The organism is Tenacibaculum dicentrarchi (assembly GCF_964036635.1).
Taxonomy (GTDB): Bacteria; Bacteroidota; Bacteroidia; order Flavobacteriales; family Flavobacteriaceae; genus Polaribacter; species Polaribacter dicentrarchi.
The window spans coordinates 2,664,862-2,685,392 of the sequence record NZ_OZ038524.1; the positions used below are offsets into that span (position 1 = coordinate 2,664,862).

Sequence of the window (20,531 nt, forward strand, 5' to 3'; positions counted from 1 at the left end):
TAAAATTTCTTTTAAATATTTTTTTTACTTCTACTCTTCTAGTGAAAAATTAATTGGAAAACCATACTTTACAGTCGTATAATTTCCATCTTTTTTAGCGGGTTTAAATTTAGGTAGCATAGCAACTACACGAACCGCTTCGTTATCTAATATTGTAGCACCATCAGGGCCTAGTGTTTTAATATTTTTAACATAACCTGTTTTATCAATAATAAACCGAACCCAAACTTCGCCTTTAACACCACGTTTAATCGCTTCTAGTGGATAGCTAAAATGTTTAGAAATATGACGCATCATTTCGGTATTAAAACAATCTGAAGTTTCTGATTTCTTTGTTTTTTCACAAGCTTTGAAAACGGGTATTTTATCTACAGCTGTAAATTTTAAAGCCTTTCGAACTTCTTCTTTTGATAATTTATTTTTAAGATTTTCAATATTGTTTTTTAGTACGACTGCACCTGTAATTTCAGAGTTCTTAACTATTTCGCCAACTTCAACAGTATTTATACCCCCAAGACTTGCGACTTCTTGTTTTTTTAAAGTTTTTCGTTTTTTTAAATGCCTTTTATTTGCAGATATTGTTACAGAAATAAGCCTAGATTTCTTACTCCTCTTATTTTTAGGCTCTTTAATAGTACATTTTGTAACACTAATAGTATTTAAATCAATCTCAGCAGTTTTATCTGCAGATTCACAAACTTTTTGGGCAATTGCTACTGAGTTTAATAAAAGTAACAACATAACAAACACTATTTTTTTCATCATATCAAAAAAATTATATTATTAAATAATTTTTCCTGAGGGGAAGGAAAATAAATGTGTGAAGGGAAGGTTAGACAAATATAAGTTAATCAGTTAAATAGAATAACAAAAACACTAAAAAAACACTTTTATAAAGGTAAAATAGATTCTTTTTAAATAAAGAATTAGTTGTCTAAAATCTACAAAGTTATTCTTGAAAAAGCTAGGCAGCTAAACACTGTGGGAAATTAGGATGAAAAACTGAAATAAGTTCAGTTTGATAGGTTCGATTTCTTAATTTTTCTGTAATATTTTTTTTCAGATGAAATTTTAACAAGTACTGAAAATTAAATGTTTTTTAAAACAAAAAAACTCGAGCAATGCTCGAGTTTTTGTAAAATATATGCTAAAGTTCTTAGTTATTTATTGTCCAAGAAACATAATATAATTGCCCTATTTGACCAGAACCTGGTGCTACAAAATACTCTTTACCAAATAAATTTGTTCCTCCAATTTTTATTTTAGATTTCATAGAAGGAATACGATAGTTTAACTGTGCATCAATTACAGTTCTTTCTGATATATCTCCTTTTACAAATTGAGAAACCCATCTATATTCATCTTGCCATCTTGCATTTACATTAAACCCAAAATTATTAAACAGATTGTTATTTCCTAACTGAACTTTTACCGTATGTTTTGGTGTGTTAAAGTTAGGGTCAAACTGCCCATTATCTTTATCTTCAAACTGATAATCATTAAAGTTATAGTTTACTCCAAAATCAAAATCTCTGAATAGCTTAGTGTGCATTCCTAATCCAAAACCATACGATTCAATTTGAGATTTACTATTGGTTATAATTTTAGAATCCGTTACATGCCCTCTATTAAAAGAGTCATTTGCTAATTCATCAAGTATCATAACACCTTGGTCTGTAAAAAAAGCAAATTTATTTTCTGGAAGTTCTCGCTCTTGCTCTGTAAATTTCTTATCGCCAAAAGGATATACTTTTCCTGCATTAGGTGTGGTAATATCTTGTGTAAAAACAAAGTTATCGTGCTTACTATAATACCCATTAATATCTAAGTCAAAATTCGTAGTAGTATTTAAACTAAACATACTTCTATACCCTAATTCAATGGTTTTAACTACCTCAGGAACTACCTCTCCATAAGTCGATTTTTGATCTTTAGCACCTTTATAAGTATCCTTGTCGTAATAAACAGTTTTAGTTAATAATGAATTATTTATTATTTCATCTCCTGTAACCAATCTATTAAAATATACGAAAGCTCCTAAATCTCCCGTATCAGGATCAATCGCACTACTATCCCAAACCTCGTAAGAACTATCTTCAGATATCCTATCTAAGTTATCCTTTACCGTTCCTATAGTTGTTTTAACTGATGGATTTAAAAACATATATTGTTCCTGAACTGTTGGGTTTCTAAAACCTGTTTGATAAGAAGCTCTTAATACATGGTTTTTATCAGTTCCTAAAACATAATTCAAGGCTATTTTTGGAGAATAATTTCCGTCAAAATTAGTTGCCTTATCGTAACGTAAAGAAGTTGTTATTTTTAACTTCTCATTAAATAAATTTTTCTGAATTTGAGAATAAAAACCATATTCTTCTATTTCTATATTTTTATTAGCGTCATTAAAAAGCGTTCCTTTTGAATTCGGACTATACTCCCTATAAGACCCCCCTATTTGAACATCTGCCCAGTTATTCAATAATCGCTTAAAGTTATAATTACCATCTAAATGCTTGTAATGGCTTTTTTCATATAAAGCACTACCTCCTTCTGAAATTAATGTCGATGTAGTTTTAGCAAGCGCTTCATTAAAAGCATTTGTATTTGGCTGTAATCTATTTACATCTGCTAACGCTCTAGAATTAGCTAGTGATTCTCCACTAACATAATGCTCATAAAAATACTCATATGCCCAATCACCACGTGAAGCAGCAATATTATTAAGCATAATTCCTGTTTTTGTTAAATCATAAGAATCTCCAGAGTCGTTTCCGGTATAATATCCTCTAAGATAAAAATCTTTACCTTTAATTTCCGCTTTATATTGTTCTGTAAAATAATTACGCTGCACAAACCTACTTGCTCCTTGAAAAAGATTATCTCTTAAAGAAAGTCTAGATGATAGTTCAATTTCTAATCTGTCATCTTTAAAAGGTCTGAAGTGTAAAGAACCTGAAAATCGGGTGTTATTAGTTTTAAAATCATCTTTTAAAAGAGATTTCTCAGTATATCCTGTTCTTCTTAAATACGTTCCATAAGCTATTGGATCACTACCAGGAATATAATATTCTAAATCATAATTATAACTAGATAAATCTTGATAAACTTCATCACCATAAGTATTAACCCCATCGTAATTAACTGTTGAGTTAATATCACCCGAAACTAATTTATTTGTGTCAATTTCTTTATTTCTTAAGTCATTTGCATGCCATTCTTCTGCCACATAATGAGTAAAATTCACTTTAGCAGCAAAATAATCATTAAATTTATTTGCCATTCTTATTGACACATCATAAAAAGGATTATTACCTCCTTCTTCTTGACTCATATATCCGCTTTTAAATAAGGTACTAATACCTGTATGTTCAAAAGGACTTTTAGTATTCATAAGCATCAAACCATTATAAGCATTGGCTCCATATAATGCAGAAGATGCTCCTGGTAAAATTTCAACACTAAGGATGTCTAATTCTGAAACCCCTGAAAAATTCCCGGTACTAAAACTTAACGCTTGCGCCGCAGTATCCATACCGTCAATCATTTGAACAAATCGTGAATTTGTAAAATCAGAAAACCCTCTAGTATTTATAGATTTAAAACCATAACTTCCTTCTCTTGATTGTATTCCTTTTAAGTTCGTTAAACCATCATAAAAAGAATTTGAAGTAGTATTTTTAATATCGCTTAAACCAAATCGCTCAATAGCCACTGGCGATTCAATAATTCGTTCCGGAACTCTTGAAGCTGATATAACTACTTGATCTAAAAGATATGCTTCTTTTAAAATGATATTAATTGACTTATCTAAGCCTGTAACCACCAACTCTTCTGTTTGATAACCAAAAGCAGAAACCCTTAAAGTTATTGGAAAACTCTTAAATACCTTTAAACTAAACTCACCATCTTGATCAGATAGCGTGCTTTCGCCTAAAGCAGTAACTTTAGCATTATAAAAAGGCTCTAGATATTCATCATAAACCAAGCCTTTTAATTCTACCTGTGCGTATGACACCATACTAAACAAGGCAAAAACAATAATTATTGAATATTTTTTAAACATTTTAAAGTGTTTTATTTTTTAAAATAATATTTTTACTCTTCTAAAGAAAAGTTAATAGGGAAACCATACTTTACAGAAGTACGCTTTCCTCCTTTTTTTGCAGGTTTAAACCTTGGTAACTTTAAAACTACACGGGTAGCTTCATTGTTTAATATTTCAGCATTATCAGGACCTAACGTTTTTATATTTTTTACATAACCACTTTTATCAATAATAAAACGAACCCAAACATCTCCCTGTAAACTTTGTCTAACAGCTTCTCCTGGATAACTAAAATATTTAGAAATATGGTGCATCATTTCATTATTAAAACAATCAGATTCCTCACCTTTTGCTGCTTTTTTACAAGCGTCAAAAACTGGTATTTTATCTACGTCTGTAAATTTCAATGCTTTTCTAACTTCTTCTTTTGATAATTTATTTTTAAGATTCTCAATATTATTTTTCAACGATATTGTGTTTGTAATCTCAGCATTTAAAGCAGTTTCAGAAACCTTAGAAACTCCTGTAACTCCAATAGCAGTAATTTCTTTCTTCTTTAAAAGCTCTCTTTTCTTTAAATGCCTTTTATTTGCAGATACTGACACCGAAATAAGTCTAGATTTCTTATTTTTCTTACTTTTAGATTCTTTAATAGTACATTTTGTAATACTAATGCTATTTAAGTCAACCTCTTTACTATTTGGAGATTCACAAATTTCTTGCGCAAAAAGAACTGAAAAAATATTAATAAAAAAAAACGGGATAATAAATAATAACTTTCTCATAATAGGTGTTTTACTCTTATAAAACAGATCTAAAAAAGATCTTTAAGATAGTGCAAAAGTACAAAATTTTAAAACAAAAAGCGATATTTTCGTTTTATTTTATTTTAACACTCTAAAAAGCAAGTAATTAATAATGTGTTTTAATAGATTTAAAAAGCACTTAATACTCCTGTACAAAGGGTTTTCAAAGGATTTTAACACTTCTAAAAAAGTCGTTAAGTTCAGTTATTTTTCATAAAAAACAATTATTAATTATTAAAACTCCCTATATACATAGTGTGAAATTTAAGTTTAAATAACCTTAATTTAACTTTAAAATCCTAAAAAAAATTAAATAGTAAACTATTTAATTTTTTTTAGGATTTATTAATAGCTATTAATAAACTTATTATAAAGAGAATTATTGATTAATTACCCAAGACACATAATACATTGACCCTATTAAACCTGAACCAGGAGCTACAACATATTCTTCTCTTGTTAAGTTGGTTCCTCCTATTTTAATTCTTGATTTTAAAGAATGTATTTTGTAATTTATTTGAGCATCAAGTAATGTTCTACTTTCTACTTCTTCTGTCAAAAAATTAGATTGCCATAAAAATTTATCTTGCAATCTTGCGTTTACGTTAAATCCGAAATTTTTAAATAAATTAGAATGACCGAACATTATTTTTACTTGATGTTCAGGCGTATTAAAACCTGGCTTAAAATCAAGATCATCTTCTTGATTAAATATCATTTTACTTAAAGTATAGTTTGCTCCAAAATTAAATGTTTTAAAAATTTTTGTTGTTAAGCCTAATCCAACACCGTATGAATTTACTTTAGCTGTTGTATTTGTATTTAATAGAACAGCCGTAACATCTTTATTAGAAAAAGCCTTTAAAGCTAATGCATCTGGAATACCATTTATAACAGCACCATAATTCGGAACTAAAATATTTTTATTTGCTACAAAGTTATCATATTGATTATAATAACCATTTATATCTAACTCCATTATATTAGTGTTACTAATATTTAAAATACTTCTATAACCTATTTCATAAGAAGTTACTTTTTCTGATTTTATAGGTGTTGGTTTTATATAAATAGGAACATTATTTTCAAGTATAAATGCTTTTTCAAAAACATCTTTTCCTGTAATAACACTTGTCGTATTATCACTATTTTTTGCTATCGTTGAAAAACGTGCTATATTTTCGTTTGACGTTCCTAAGATTAAAGAATTGGGTCCCGTTTTTAAACTCATATACTGTTCTAAAGTACTCGGTGTTCTAAAACCTGTTTGGTATGATATTCTTAGTATTTTGTTTTCTTCGATAGCATAATTCAAAGCAATTCTTGGAGAAAAATTACCTTCAAAATTTTTAGATTTATCATAACGAACAGATCCAGTAAACTTTAAACGATTTTCAAAAAATTTCTTTTGAATTTGTGAATATGCCCCTAACATATCAAAAGCTAAAGCACTATTTTTATCTGTAAATAGTGTTCCTTTTGAATTAATATTAAATTTTCGATAAGATGTACCTACCTGAATTTTCGCCCATTTAATTAGATCTTTAAAGTTATAATTCGCCTCAATATTATATAATTGTGTTTTATCTTTTAGCCCCGAACCTCCTTGATTAATAGGCTTTTTAATAATACTATGTAGTGCTTCTTCAAAAGTTGTTGTTCCTGGTTGTAATCTATTCCTATCAGCATAATTCCTTGCTGCTTTATCATTACCTCTTGTTACATTTTTTATAGCTCCTGAAAAAGCCTTTCCGTATTCTTTAAACCAATTTTCACTCGGATTATAATACTCATTTAAGGCTATGCCTGCAAATCGTAAATCATAGGTTTCACCAGTAGTATTACCAGTATAATAACTACGAACAAAGAAGTTTTCACCTAAAAACTCTAGTTTATATTGTGTTACAGAAAAATCATTTTGAGCAAATCTATTTGCTCCTTGATACATATTATTTCCTGCTGAAAAACGAGCATTTAATATAACTTCTAATTTTTGATTACCAAATGGGCGTACATGAAATGATCCATCAAATTTCACAGCCTTTCCATCATAATCATACAACTGTTCTTCAGCATATCCTGTTCGACTAACATTTCCAATACCTGGTAATTCATAAGAGACCTCATCTCCATAAAAATTTACACCATCATAATCTAACGTATTTTCTCTATTTCCTTTCTTAATAACACCGCCAACACCTGTTGTATTTCTAACATCGTTTGCATGCCATTCTTCTGCTTTATAAGTTACAAAATTTACTTTTGCAGCAAAATAATTACTAAATTTATACGCCATTCTAAGACCAACATCATGAAATTGTGATGTACCTAATGCTTTTTGATTAATAAATCCTGTTTTATAATAACTACTTATTCCATCATAGTCAAACGGGTTTTTACTTTTCATTAACAAAATACCATTAAAAGCATTTGCACCATATAAAGCCGAAGAAGCTCCTGGTAATATTTCAACATCTTTTACATCTAATTCTGATAAACCGACAATATTACCCGCCGAAAAGTTTAAAGCAGGAATTGAGGTTTCAACACCATCGACTAATTGCACAAAACGAGTATTATCAAAAGTGGAAAAACCACGAGAATTAATTGATTTAAAACCATAACTAGCCTCTCTAGAATCAATTCCTTTTAAATTAGTAAGCCCATCGTAGAAAGAAATTGAGGTATTATTTTTAATATCAGTAATTCCTAATCGCTCAATAGTTACCGGTGATTCTATAACTCGTTCTGGAGACCTTGATGCCGATATTACAACCTCATCTAAAGAAGAATTTTCTTTTAAAACAATATTTAATTCTTGGTCTGCTGAGGTAATTTCAACAACCTCTTTTCTATATCCAAAAGCAGTAACCTGTATTGTAAACGGAAAATTTAATGAGGTCGTTAAAGTAAAACTTCCATCTACAGTTGATACAGCACTATTTTCTAAAGAATTAATAAGTGCACTAGGAAAAGGTTCTAAGTATTCATCATACACTTTTCCTTTTAAAATAAGCTGTGCCGATAAAGCAAAACTAGAAGTTACAAAAAAAAATAGAAGTAATTTTTTAAGCATATTCTTTTGTTTAAATTATTTTTTTTATTTCTATAACCTTTCCTTAATTTATTCTTCTAAAGAAAATGAAATAGGGAAACCGTATTTTACAGAAATACGACCTCCATCTTTTTTAGCAGGAATAAATTGAGGTAACTTAGATACCACTCTAATAGCTTCTTTATTTAATACCTCAGCATTTTTAGGCCCTAACGTTTTGATATTTTTAATTTCTCCGTTTTTATCAATAATAAATCGAACCCATACTTCTCCTTGAATAGACTCTTGAATAGCAGTACTCGGATAGCTAAAGTGCTTTGAAATATGTGCCACCATTTTCTCATTAAAACAATCCATACGAGCAGATTTTTCAACTTTTTTACAAGAATTAAACAAGGGTATCTTATCTACTTCGTTAAATTTAGATGCTTTTTTTAACTCTTCAACAGATAATTTATTTTTAACACTTTCTATATTGTTTTTTAAAGCTATAGTAGTGTTCGTTATTTTAGTGTTTTCAGATGTTTCTTTAATTTCGGCAATACCAACACTAGAAAGACCTGTAACTTGTTGTTTTTTTAGAGCTGCTCGCTTTTTAAGATGCCTTCTATTAGCCGATACAGTAACAGAAATAAGTCTTGCTTTTTTATTTTTTTTATGATTAGCCTCTTTAATAGTACATTTAGTTACACTAATCGTATTTAAATCGATGTCTTTATTCTCTGGAGATTCACAAAGCTCTTGCGATGTTACATTCATAGACAAAAAACATATTAACAATAATAATTCTCTCATAAAAAAACATATTAAACTATTAACCAATCATTTAAAAAAAAATAATTTAACTAAGTTTACAAATATATGTTTTTTTTCAAAGAACCTAAAATGATGTTACCCCCTAGTTAATAAACTACTAATTTAAGGTAAAATTCATTGGGAATTTATATAAAACACTAACTAGAGCACCTTTCTGTTTTGCTGGTGTAAACTTAGGAAGTAATAAAACAATTCGCATTGCTTCTTTTTTCAAAATAATATTATCATTTTCTCCAAGCACTTTAATATTCTTTACTTTTCCATTTTTATCTATAACAAAACTAACTTCAAAATCACCTTCAATTCCTTTTTTTAAAGCTTCCTTCGGATACTCAAAATTCGCAACAATATGTTTTTCCATTTCAGTATTAAAGCAATAAACCTTATCTGAGGAATTTTCATCACAAGAAGCAAATAATGGAATAGTATCTACTGCATCAAAAGATATATTTTCTTTTTCTGCTTCTTTTTTTAAAATTGTTAATAAATTTTCTGTTATTTTAGTTCCTTTTTTAGACGCTACAACAGCATTTGTTTTTAAATTACTTGCTAAGTGAACCTCTGTATTTGGAACAATACGTTTTTTTAAATATCGGGTACTTGACTTCGCTGTATATTTTGTTTTGTTCTTCTTTATTTTAACGATATCTTTTTCTACAGCACACTTATTAATGGCATTAACATCGACGATAACCTCTTCTTGAGAAGCACAAATTTTTTGAGAAAAAACAGAAAAAGCACTAAAAAAAAGAAGTACTGTTATTATATTTTTCATTTTTCGGGGGAATAAAATGGTTAAAAATATTGTTTTAATAGATACTAAATATACGAAAAAAAGCACATAAAAACAAGGTTTCCATGTACTTTTTACGTTAAGCTATGTTAAACTAAGTGTTTATTCGACAGGTAAATCATCTTGATATAAGAAGTTATTGTAAGGAAATCGTTGAATATGTATTTTTTTAACTGATTCGTAAATTTTTTCTTTAAATTCTTCTAAATTATCTTTATTTAATGCCGAGATAAAAAGACTTTCTTCTCCTAAATCATTCATCCAAGTATTTTTCCAATCATCAAGTGTATAATGATTTTTAGATTTTTCAGTGATTAAATCATCTTCGTCAATTGTATCATGAGTATAAGCATCAATTTTATTAAAAACCATTACAATAGGTTTATTTGAAGCACTTATTTCATCTAAAATTTTATTTACAGATGCTATATGATCTTCAAAATTTGGATGACAAATATCCACTACATGTAATAATAAATCAGCTTCACGAACTTCATCTAATGTAGATTTGAACGACTCAACCAGTTGTGTTGGTAATTTCCTAATAAAACCAACCGTATCAGTCATTAAAAAAGGAATATTTTTAATCACTACTTTTCGAACAGTAGTATCTAAAGTTGCGAATAGTTTATTTTCAGCAAAAACATCACTTTTACTAATTACATTCATTAAAGTTGATTTACCAACATTGGTATATCCAACTAATGCAACACGTACCATTTTACCTCTATTCTTTCTTTGAACCGCCATTTGCTTATCAATAGTAGAAAGTTTTTTCTTTAACAAGGTAATTTTTTCTCTAATAATACGACGGTCAGTTTCAATTTCTGTTTCACCAGGTCCACGCATTCCGATTCCTCCTTTTTGCTTATCAAGGTGAGTCCATAACCTTGTTAATCGAGGTAATAAATATTGACATTGTGCCAATTCTACTTGTGCTTTTGCTGAACTTGTTTGAGCTCTACTAGCAAAAATATCTAAAATTAAATTGGTTCTATCTAAAATTTTACAGTCTAATATATTTTCAATATTACGTAATTGAGCGGGTGATAATTCATCATCAAAAATAGCTGTACCAATATTATGAGAAGCAATATATGCTTTTACTTCTTCTAATTTCCCTGTTCCTAAAAAGGTTTTAGGATTTGGTTTTGTTATTTTTTGAACAAATCGTTTTACAGCAACTCCTCCTGCTGTTGAAGTTAAAAAGTCTAATTCATCTAAATATTCGTCAGATTGCTTTTCATTTTGATTTTGGGTTATAACTCCAATTAAAACCGCTTTTTCTGATATTGCTTCACGTGTTTCTACCATAGAGTGCAAAAATACAAATTTATCAATTGAAGTTCTCTTTTTTAATTTGTTCTTTAGCTATTTTTTTTACTAAAAATATAAAATTTAGTTCGATTGCCTAGCCCCGATTGAAGCATTTGTTTGAGCTCTTTTTTTGATTTTTCTTCAAAAAAAAGCGAGTGCGAAAAGCGGGAAATTGCTTCAAATAATGTTAAAGTTTAAGAACTTATTTAAATTTCATTTAAAAAATTTTTATCGTTAAAAAATCGAATCCGTCAAACTGAATTTATTTCAGTTTCGCATCCTGATTTGCTGAAGTTCTTAATTTTATGCGATGCTGAAATAAATTCAGCATGACGTTTATATATAAAAAAACACTCATTTTATAAAAGTGAGTGTTTTTTATATTGATAAAATTATATTTTGATAAAATCGTCAAAAGCAATATAGTATGGTTGGTCTTTAAAAACAGGCAGTTCAACACTTTCTGAATTTGCAATTCCAATACCTGCAAACCAAATTTTTGCATTTTGTTTTTTGGCATGTTCTTTAAATGTTTCCATCCATAAAACATCGTAATCTTCAGGGGATTGAATATTATTGGTTGTTTTTACTAACACAAAAATAGTAGGTTCGCCTTTTTTATATAAAACAAACTGCGGATGTTTTTTTAATTCGCTATTAATAGCAACAAACTCGTAGCCCATTTTTTGAAGCTTTTTACCTACAATATTCATCCCTAAATTATGGAGTTCTTGTTTGGTAAGTACTTTCATTATTTTTTCTTGTTACGCATGTTATAATTCTTATCACCTCTAGTTTTAGGCTTTTTATATTTTTTGGCAATTTCTCTACGATAAGAACCACCTTGATTTGTTTTTTTATTCTTTTCACTTTTTTCATGAAAAGCAGGTCCTGGAACATACTCTAAAGAAGTTCTGTTTTTATTTTTTTCAGCTTCTTCTTTCGGACGTTCTTCCTCTGTTAATTGTTTAGAAATTTCGACATATTCAGGAATTTCTGACATCGGAATTTCATAATTCATTAACTCTTCAATTCTCGTTTTAGCTTCTTGTTCTTTTTCTGTTGAAAAAAGAATAGCAGTACCTTCATGCTCTGCACGACCAGTTCTACCAATTCTGTGCATATAATTTTCAGGAAAATAAGGCGTATTAAAATTAATAACGTGTGTTACTTCTGCTAAATCTAAACCACGAGCAATTACATCGGTAGCAATTAAAATACGTTTTTCGCCTTTATTGAATTGTTCAATAGAACGTAAACGATAGTTTTGTGTTTTATTTGAATGAATTACACATGATTGTGCAGGAAATTCTTCTTTTACACAATCGTATAATCGGTCGGCATTTCTTTTATTAGGTGCAAAAATTAGCACTTTACTATATTCCGTTTTATTAGATATTAACTCGTGTAATAAGTTTACCTTAGTATAAAAGTTAGGAACATCATAACTAATTTGCTTAATATTATCAAGTGGCGTACCACTTACTGCGATAAAAATCTTTTTTGGAACGATAAAGAAATCATCAATTAATGCTTCAACATCTTGTGTCATTGTAGCCGAAAACATAATATTTTGACGACGCACAGGTAATAATTCAAAAATATTTAATAGTTGAAATCTAAATCCTAAATCTAGCATTACATCTACTTCATCAATCACTAATTTTTGGATTGATTTTAGTTTTAAATTGTTACTTAAAGCTAAATCATATAAACGTCCTGGAGTAGCAACAATTACATCTGCACCTAATGCTACAGCTTGTTTATGCCTGTTTAAAGGAACTCCACCAAACACACCAATAGTACGTAAGGTCATAAATTCTGATAGCTTTTCAATTTCATTAACTACCTGTACTACTAATTCACGAGTTGGCACAACTACAAGAACTCTTGGATGTTGTTGTTTTGAAAACTTCAAGTCACGAAGTATCGGTAACATATAGGCAAAAGTTTTACCTGTACCTGTTTGGGCAATACCAACAACGTCTTTACCAGAACGAATAATTGGAAAGGCTTCTTCTTGAATTGGTGTTGGATTTACAAAACCTAATTCTTCAATAGCGTTTCGTAATGGATTTGATAAATCTAAATCTTGAAAAGTAATCATTTGCATTAATTTGGTGCAAAGGTACGTTTTATAAGCTCAAATATCACAAGTATATTTCTTTGGATAAAATGTCTTTATTTTTAAGTACAAAAAAACCGATACAATAATGTATCGGTTTTTATATATTTTTTGATTGATAAGGGTTTATCCTCCAAAATCATCAAATCGGATATTTTCATCAGCAAGACCAAAATCTTCACCCATTTTTTGAACAGCGTTGTTCATTAATGGTGGACCACAGAAATATAATTCTAAGTCTTCTGGTGCTTCATGTTTCGATAAATATTCGTTAATTACCACTTGGTGAATAAATCCTGTAAACCCATCTCCTGCTTCATCATTAACATCAGCTTTAACTTTCCAGTTATCTGCTTCTGTTGGGTCAGATAATGCAATAAAGAATTTAAAGTTAGGGAAATCTCTTTCTAAAGCTCTAAAGTGTTCTACATAGAATAATTCAGCTTTTGAACGACCACCATACCAGTAAGTTACTTTTCTACCAGTTTTTAATGTTCTGAATAAGTGATATAAGTGTGAACGCATTGGTGCCATACCTGCTCCACCACCTACATATAACATTTCAGCATCAGATTCATTAATAAAGAATTCACCATAAGGACCAGAAATAACACATTTATCTCCTTTCTTTAAGTTGAAAATATATGAAGAAGCAACTCCAGGATTTACATCCATCCATCCACCTTTCACTCTATCAAAAGGAGGTGTTGCAATACGTACATTTAACATGATTTCTCTTCCTTCAGCAGGGTAAGAAGCCATTGAATAAGCACGTTCTACAGTTTCTTCATTTTTCATTACTAATGGTCTTAAACCAAATTTATTCCATTCTCCTTCAAACTTATCAGGAGTATCGTGTTCTTCTGGATGGGCAGTAATATCCATATCAGCATAGTTTACCTCACAAGCTGGAATTTCAATTTGAATATATCCACCTGCTTTGTAACCCATATCTTCAGGAATTTCAACTACAAATTCCTTAATAAAAGTTGCAACATTGTAATTTCTTACAACTACTGCTTCCCATTTCTTAATTCCAAAAATTTCTTCAGGAATAGAAATATCCATATCTTGTTTTACTTTTACTTGACAAGATAAACGAACTCCGTGTGCTAATTCTTTACGTGTAAAATGAGGTGTTTCTGTTGGTAAAGCTTCACCTCCACCAGAATTTACATGACACTCACACTGTACACAAGAACCACCACCACCACAAGCTGATGGTAAAAAAATCTTTTCGTTACCTAAGGTAGATAATAATGTACCTCCTGATGCTACTTCAATTACTTTATCACCATTAATAGTGATTTTTACGGGTCCTGATGGTGCTAATTTTTGCTTAACAAATAATAACAACCCTACTAAAATTAATAGAATTATTAAAAATGATATAACTGTTACAGCTACCGTACCTCCTGTACTTACTTCTAAAAACATCATTATTCTATAATTTTTTTAGTGTTATCAGCTAATTTTTCAGCTTGCTGTTTTGCTTCTTCTTTCTTTTCTATTTTGATTTCTGCTTTAGGAGCTTCTTCAGCTTTAGCTTCTTCTTCACCTCCTGTTAACATACCTCCAAAACTTAAAAATCCTATTCCCATTAAACCAGTAACAATAAAAGTGATTCCTAATCCTCTTAATGCTGGTGGCACTGATGAATATCTGATTTTTTCACGAATAGCTGCAATAGCTAAAATTGCTAAAAACCATCCAATTCCTGAACCAACTCCATAAGTTAATGATAATCCTAATGTAGGAATTTCACGAGATTGCATAAATAACGACCCTCCTAAAATTGCACAGTTTACGGCAATTAATGGTAAGAAAATACCTAAAGAGTTATATAATGCTGGTGCAAATTTTTCTACAATAATTTCTACCAATTGTACCATTGTTGCAATAGTTGCAATAAACATAATAAATGATAAGAAACTTAAATCGTAACCTTCATATTCTGCTCCTAACCATGATAATGCTCCTGGTTGTAATAAATATTGATCTAATAACCAGTTAACAGGTACTGTAACAGCCAATACAAAAATTACAGCAGCTCCTAAACCAACGGCAGTAGCTACTTTTTTAGATACAGCTAAGTAAGAGCACATTCCTAAGAAAACTGCAAATACCATGTTATCAATAAATATTGACTTGAAAAATAATTCTAAATGTTCCATTTTTCTATATTTTAATGAATTCTAACTTGGTTAGTCTTCAATTAATGCTTTGTTTCTACTACGTTGTACCCAAATAATAAGCCCAACAATAATTAATGCCATTGGAGGCATTAACATAAACCCATTGTTTTCATATCCTGTTGAAAATAATCCTGTTTTTTCAATTGGATCTCCAAGCACTGGAATTCCAAACAAAGTACCAGAACCTAATAACTCTCTAAAAAACCCTACTATAATTAAAATCACAGCATATCCTAAGGCATTTCCAATTCCATCTAAGAATGACCTCCATGGCCCGTTACCTAAAGCAAAAGCTTCAAAACGCCCCATAATAATACAGTTGGTAATAATTAAACCAACAAATACCGAAAGTGTTTTACTTAACTCGTAAGCAAAAGCTTTTAATACCTGATCTACAATAATTACTAAAGCAGCAACTACTATTAACTGTACAATAATTCTAATTTTTGATGGAATAATGTTTCTCATTAAAGAGATTACCACATTACCTACTCCTAGTACAAAAAGTACTGCTATACCCATTACTAACGAAGCTTTAAGCTCTGCTGTAATTGCTAATGCTGAACAGATACCTAATACTTGAATAGTAATTGGGTTGTTATCCAATAACGGATCTGTAATTAATACTGCGTCTTTTTTTGATAAAAGTCCCATATTTATTTCAATGTTTTAAAGTAAGGCACGTATAAACCTAATTCAGATTTAATCATTGCCGCAACACCGTCTCCAGTAATTGTTGCTCCTGCAATTGCATCTACCTCGTTATCTGTTTTATCTTCGTTCTTCGGATCATTATTTGATTTAGAAACAGTAATTCCTTTAAAAGAACCATTGTTCATTAAATCTTCTCCAATAAAATCATCCATAAAGTAACGTTGCTTAATGTTAGCCCCTAAACCTGGTGTTTCTCCTTTATGGTCAAAAAAAGCACCTTGTATTACCATATTTTTATCCATAGCAACATATGCCCAAATTGCATCCCAAAGACCTTTACCTCTAATTGGTGCTATATAAAATGTTTTACCATCTTTTTCACCTATTAATAATGGTAATTTTCTTACTTTACCTGCTTTTGCAGCTGTTTGTTGTTTTTTAATATCAATTAAATATGCTTTAGCATTTTCAGAAACATTAGTTCCTTCAATTACTATTTGCTTTTTAATATATTTTGAAAACTCTCCAACTACTTTATCAGTTGATACAAATGCTACACTTGTATCATCATTTTCATTTACACCCATCGCATACAAAATATTTTGTTGCTTTTCGATACGTTTGTTTGCATCAATCATTGGACGAAGCGATGAAGCTGTAAAAGCTAACAACGCACCTACTATTAATACCATACCAATGGCAAAAAGTAGTGTATATACATTACTGTCTGTTCTCTTACTCATAATTAGGCAGTTTTAACTTTAGTACGTTTTAATCTTCTCTTTATATTTCCTTGAACCACATAATGGTCAATTGTTGGAGCAAAAACGTTCATTAATAAAATAGCTAACATTACTCCTTCTGGATATGCAGGGTTAAATACACGTATCATTATTGATATAAAACCAATTAAGAAACCATATATCCACTTACCTTTATTTGTTTGTGATGCAGACACAGGGTCAGTAGCCATATATACAGCTCCAAATGCAAAACCTCCAATTAATAAATGTTTCCAGAAATCTAAACTCATTAATCCGTAAAACTTACTTGTTTCACCAATCCATCCTAAACCAACTACTTGATTAAAAATGAATCCCATTACTAAAGCTCCAATTACTGCAGATAACATAATTCTCCAGCTTCCAATCTTTGTAAAGATTAAAAATAAAGCTCCTAATAAAATTAAAAATGTAGATGTTTCTCCTACTGAACCAGGAATAAATCCGAAGAACATATCAGAAACAGAATGTGTTAATGGTTGCGATTGTGCTAAACTACCTAAAATAGTTTCACCTGAAATTGCATCTGCAGTTCCAGCTAATTCTCTAGCATCAGCTACCCATACTTTATCTCCTGACATCCAAGTTGGATATGCGAAGAATAAAAATGCACGTATTGTTAATGCAGGATTTAAAATATTCATTCCTGTACCACCAAATACTTCTTTACCTATAACCACACCAAATACTACGGCTACAGATAACATCCATAAAGGTAAATCAATTGGTACAATTAAAGGAACTAACATTCCTGTAACTAAGTACCCTTCTTCTACTTCATGCCCTTTAATTACAGCAAAAATAAATTCTACTACTAATCCTACTACATATGATACAATTACTAACGGTAAAATTTTTACTAAACCGATTAAGAAATTATCCATATTCCAGAAATCTCCACTAAAGAAAGACATTCCTTCTGTAAATCCATTGATTGCAGCGTTATGTTGATAACCCGCATTGAACATTCCGAAGATTAAACAAGGTACTAATGCCATAATAACTATGTTCATTGTACGCTTTAAATCATCAGCGGCCTTAATATGAGTTCCTCCGTGAGTTGTCTCATTTGGCAAATATAAAAAAGTATGGATTGCGTTAAACGCAGGAGCCATTTTAGTTCCTTTATATTTTTCTTTTAAATTATGTAAGTTTTGTTTTAAGCCCATATCTTATCCTAATTCTTCTCTCATTAAATCTAATCCTTCACGAATTATTTTCTGGTGAGGTTGTTTAGACACACAAATAAATTCTGTTAATGCGAAATCTTCTGGTGCAATTTCGTAAGCTCCTAATCCTTCCATTTCGTCAAGATCTTGATATTTACAAGCTTTTAATAATTGCATCGGATAAATATCTAAAGGAAAAACCTCTTCATATGATCCTGTTACAACAAAAGCTCTATGTTCACCGTTTGTATTGGTATTTAAGTCGTATTTTTTCTTCGGATTTAACCAAGAAAATGTAAATGCTCTTGATGTAGAAACCTTGTTAAAAACAGGCTTATTCCATCCAAAAAATTCATAATCATTTCCTTCAGGAATTGCAGTTACTATATTTTCATAGTATCCTAAAAATCCTTCTTCATTAACCTGAAGACCACTTAATACATTTCCGCTAATTACACGTGCATTATCAGCTTCTAAATTTCCTTTTACAAGCGCTCCAATATTGCTTCCAGCTATTGCTGATACATATTGTGGCTTTGCAAATTTAGACCCTGCTAAAGCAATAGTACGCTTTGCGTTAAATTTACCAGTTAATAATAACTCACCAATAACTACTAAATCTTGAGGAGTAACAACCCATACAACTTCACCTTTACTAATAGGGTCTATTTGTGCAATTTGTGTACTCACATTACCAACAGGGTGTGGTCCTGATACATTATGCAATTCAACTCCTTTCATCCCTTTTAATGGTGATGATGTTGAGCTTTTTGCAACAGAAACATGTACTTTACCTGTTGTTAATTTTGTTAATGCAGTTAATGCGGCTTGTAATTCAGCTTCTTTACCTTTTAAGGCGTAATCATAATCGGCTGCTAAAGGTGCACTTGCGTAAGCAGATACAAAAATTGATTTTGGTGCTTGGCTTGGGTCTGCAACTACGTCATACGGACGCTGTTTTACAAATGGCCAACAACCTGAAGCAAATAAGTGATTTTTCACCTCTTCGCCAGACATTGCATCAACATCTTTTTTTCCAAAATCTTTGTATTGCTGCTGTGCATCAGCAGTGATTTTAATTGCTAAAACTTTTCTTCTGGCTCCACGAACGATTTCTGAAACTTTACCACTAACAGGGCTTGGAAATAAAATACGCTCATCACTTTTTGAATAAAAAAGTGCTTGACCCGCTTTTACTTCGGTACCTACTTTTGCTAAAATTTTTGGAATAACGCCGTGAAAATCATCTGGCTGAATTGCAAACACGCCACCTAACGGAAGTTCGGTAGTTATTTGCTCTGCATCGCCAACGAGCTTGATGTCCAAGCCTTTCTTAATACGGATGTCTTTTGACATAGGAACTGAACTGATTAAATTGATTTTCAATAAAAAAAAACAAATTTACAGATTTTGATTTTTTCGAGTAACTATTTATATTTATATCTTTTAGATAGCTCTTTATTTATATCTATTCTAAATAAATTAATGCTTTTAGTTTACATTTTGATACCTTTGTATTTATGATGAAAAAATTCTTAATCTTTGTATTTACTGCATTAAATATAGTAATATATGCTCAAAATATAAAAACAATTCAATTACGCCCAAAAAATAATACAAATCAATTTTCAGCAATTGTACGATTAGGAGAGGTTTTAAAACTATCTTTTGATGATTTAGATGCTGATAATAAAGAATATCAATACAAAATTGAACATATGACACATGATTGGAAACCAAGTAATTTAACTTCCAATCAATATATTAATGGTTTTGATGAAAATGAAATCATCAATATTACCAATTCTTTTAATACACTTCAACCTTACACACATTATAGTGTTGATATTCCTAATCAAAATACAATCATCACCAAAAGCGGAAATTATTTAATTTCTATTTTAGATGAAAATTATGACGTAGTATTTACAAGAAAATGTGTTTTTTATGAGAATATTACAACTGTTGGCGTTGCTGTTTTTAGAAGTAGAGAAGCAAAATCAAATAATAAAAAGCAAACGGTTCAATTTACTATAAATCATAAAAATTTAAATATTAACAATCCGAATCAAGAAATTAATGTTGCGTTATTTCAAAATCATAATTGGAATACGGTTCGCTATAATATTCAACCTAAATTTATAAAACCAGCACAATTAATTTACAACCATACTATTGAAACAAATTTTGGGGGTGGTAATGAATTTTTAAATTTTGATACTAAACATTTACGTAACACTAGTTTTAGTATTGCTAAAACTGAAAGAAAAGATATTTATCACAGTTATTTATATACTAATGAAGAACGAGTAAATAAAAGATACACTTACAATCCTGATATTAACGGACAATTTATAGTAAGAACTTTAGAAGCAAACGACCCCAATTCAGAAGCAGATTATTCTATGATTCATTTTTCATTAGCAGCTTATGAAGCTTATCAAAATAAAGATATTTTTATTTATGGTGCTTTTAATAATTATCAATTATCCGAAGAAAACAAAATGAAATACGATGCTATTTCTGAAAGATACAAAGCTAATATTATATTTAAACAAGGCTTTTATAACTATAGTTTTGCGACATTAAATAACAATAATATAATTAACTTAAATGAAATTGATGGTTCATTTTATCAAACTGAAAACGAATATACTGTTATCGTATATTATAAGCCTTTCGGCGAAACTTACGACCGTATTATCGGACTTGGGAATGGTTACTTTAATCAAAATAAGTAACTTGGTAATAAAAAATTAACAAAAAAATAAAAC

16 protein-coding genes are annotated in these 20,531 nt (G+C 29.9%); 1 reads left to right on the forward strand and 15 read right to left on the reverse strand.

Features of this window, described 5'->3' with window-relative positions; all coding sequences use genetic code 11:
- Positions 1–30: 30 nt before the first annotated feature.
- The 15 genes from ABNT14_RS11695 to ABNT14_RS11765 all read right to left on the reverse strand — a co-directional run bounded on the left by ABNT14_RS11695 (position 31) and on the right by ABNT14_RS11765 (position 19,113).
- Entirely contained in the window at positions 31–765 is a 735-nt protein-coding gene (locus ABNT14_RS11695) for an energy transducer TonB (protein ID WP_101903368.1), read from the reverse strand.
- Positions 766–1,156: 391 nt separating this feature from the next.
- A complete protein-coding gene (locus tag ABNT14_RS11700) occupies positions 1,157–4,063 on the reverse strand; it encodes a TonB-dependent receptor plug domain-containing protein (protein WP_101903369.1) in 2,907 nt (968 codons plus the stop codon).
- Positions 4,064–4,095: 32 nt separating this feature from the next.
- Positions 4,096–4,830, reverse strand: coding sequence for an energy transducer TonB (locus tag ABNT14_RS11705; RefSeq protein WP_101903370.1), 735 nt, complete (start codon positions 4,828–4,830; stop codon positions 4,096–4,098).
- Between the two features lie 400 nt (positions 4,831–5,230).
- Positions 5,231–7,927, reverse strand: coding sequence for a TonB-dependent receptor (locus tag ABNT14_RS11710; protein ID WP_101903371.1), 2,697 nt, complete (start codon positions 7,925–7,927; stop codon positions 5,231–5,233).
- A 48-nt stretch (positions 7,928–7,975) separates the two neighbouring features.
- Positions 7,976–8,701, reverse strand: coding sequence for an energy transducer TonB (locus ABNT14_RS11715; RefSeq protein ID WP_101903372.1), 726 nt, complete (start codon positions 8,699–8,701; stop codon positions 7,976–7,978).
- A gap of 118 nt (positions 8,702–8,819) precedes the next feature.
- Positions 8,820–9,497 carry an energy transducer TonB gene (locus ABNT14_RS11720; RefSeq protein ID WP_101903373.1) on the reverse strand — a complete coding sequence of 226 codons (678 nt, stop codon included), beginning with the start codon at positions 9,495–9,497 and terminating at the stop codon, positions 8,820–8,822.
- Positions 9,498–9,617: 120 nt separating this feature from the next.
- A complete protein-coding gene (gene hflX / locus ABNT14_RS11725) occupies positions 9,618–10,829 on the reverse strand; it encodes a GTPase HflX (RefSeq protein ID WP_101903374.1) in 1,212 nt (403 codons plus the stop codon).
- A 395-nt stretch (positions 10,830–11,224) separates the two neighbouring features.
- A complete protein-coding gene (locus tag ABNT14_RS11730; RefSeq protein WP_101902436.1) occupies positions 11,225–11,584 on the reverse strand; it encodes a Na(+)-translocating NADH-quinone reductase subunit F in 360 nt (119 codons plus the stop codon).
- The gene (locus ABNT14_RS11735; RefSeq protein WP_180947610.1) at positions 11,584–12,939 is read right to left on the reverse strand and encodes a DEAD/DEAH box helicase; all 1,356 of its coding nucleotides are present in this window, start codon (positions 12,937–12,939) and stop codon (positions 11,584–11,586) included. The genes ABNT14_RS11730 and ABNT14_RS11735 overlap by 1 nt, the downstream gene beginning before the upstream one ends.
- Positions 12,940–13,083: 144 nt before the next feature.
- On the reverse strand, positions 13,084–14,394 hold the full coding sequence (gene nqrF / locus ABNT14_RS11740; RefSeq protein ID WP_101902450.1) for an NADH:ubiquinone reductase (Na(+)-transporting) subunit F: 1,311 nt from the start codon (positions 14,392–14,394) through the stop codon (positions 13,084–13,086).
- 2 nt (positions 14,395–14,396) lie between these two features.
- A complete protein-coding gene (gene nqrE, locus ABNT14_RS11745) occupies positions 14,397–15,131 on the reverse strand; it encodes an NADH:ubiquinone reductase (Na(+)-transporting) subunit E (RefSeq protein ID WP_101902437.1) in 735 nt (244 codons plus the stop codon).
- A 30-nt stretch (positions 15,132–15,161) separates the two neighbouring features.
- Entirely contained in the window at positions 15,162–15,806 is a 645-nt protein-coding gene (locus ABNT14_RS11750; protein WP_101902438.1) for an NADH:ubiquinone reductase (Na(+)-transporting) subunit D, read from the reverse strand.
- A gap of 2 nt (positions 15,807–15,808) precedes the next feature.
- Positions 15,809–16,549, reverse strand: a complete 741-nt coding sequence (locus tag ABNT14_RS11755; RefSeq protein WP_101902439.1) for a Na(+)-translocating NADH-quinone reductase subunit C — start codon at positions 16,547–16,549, stop codon at positions 15,809–15,811.
- A 2-nt stretch (positions 16,550–16,551) separates the two neighbouring features.
- Positions 16,552–17,757, reverse strand: coding sequence for an NADH:ubiquinone reductase (Na(+)-transporting) subunit B (locus ABNT14_RS11760; protein WP_101902440.1), 1,206 nt, complete (start codon positions 17,755–17,757; stop codon positions 16,552–16,554).
- 3 nt (positions 17,758–17,760) lie between these two features.
- The gene (locus ABNT14_RS11765) at positions 17,761–19,113 is read right to left on the reverse strand and encodes a Na(+)-translocating NADH-quinone reductase subunit A (protein WP_101902441.1); all 1,353 of its coding nucleotides are present in this window, start codon (positions 19,111–19,113) and stop codon (positions 17,761–17,763) included.
- A 164-nt stretch (positions 19,114–19,277) separates the two neighbouring features.
- Here ABNT14_RS11765 and ABNT14_RS11770 point away from each other — a divergent pair, with 164 nt between their 5' ends.
- Entirely contained in the window at positions 19,278–20,498 is a 1,221-nt protein-coding gene (locus tag ABNT14_RS11770; RefSeq protein ID WP_101902442.1) for a DUF5103 domain-containing protein, read from the forward strand.
- The last annotated feature ends 33 nt before the right edge of the window (positions 20,499–20,531 follow it).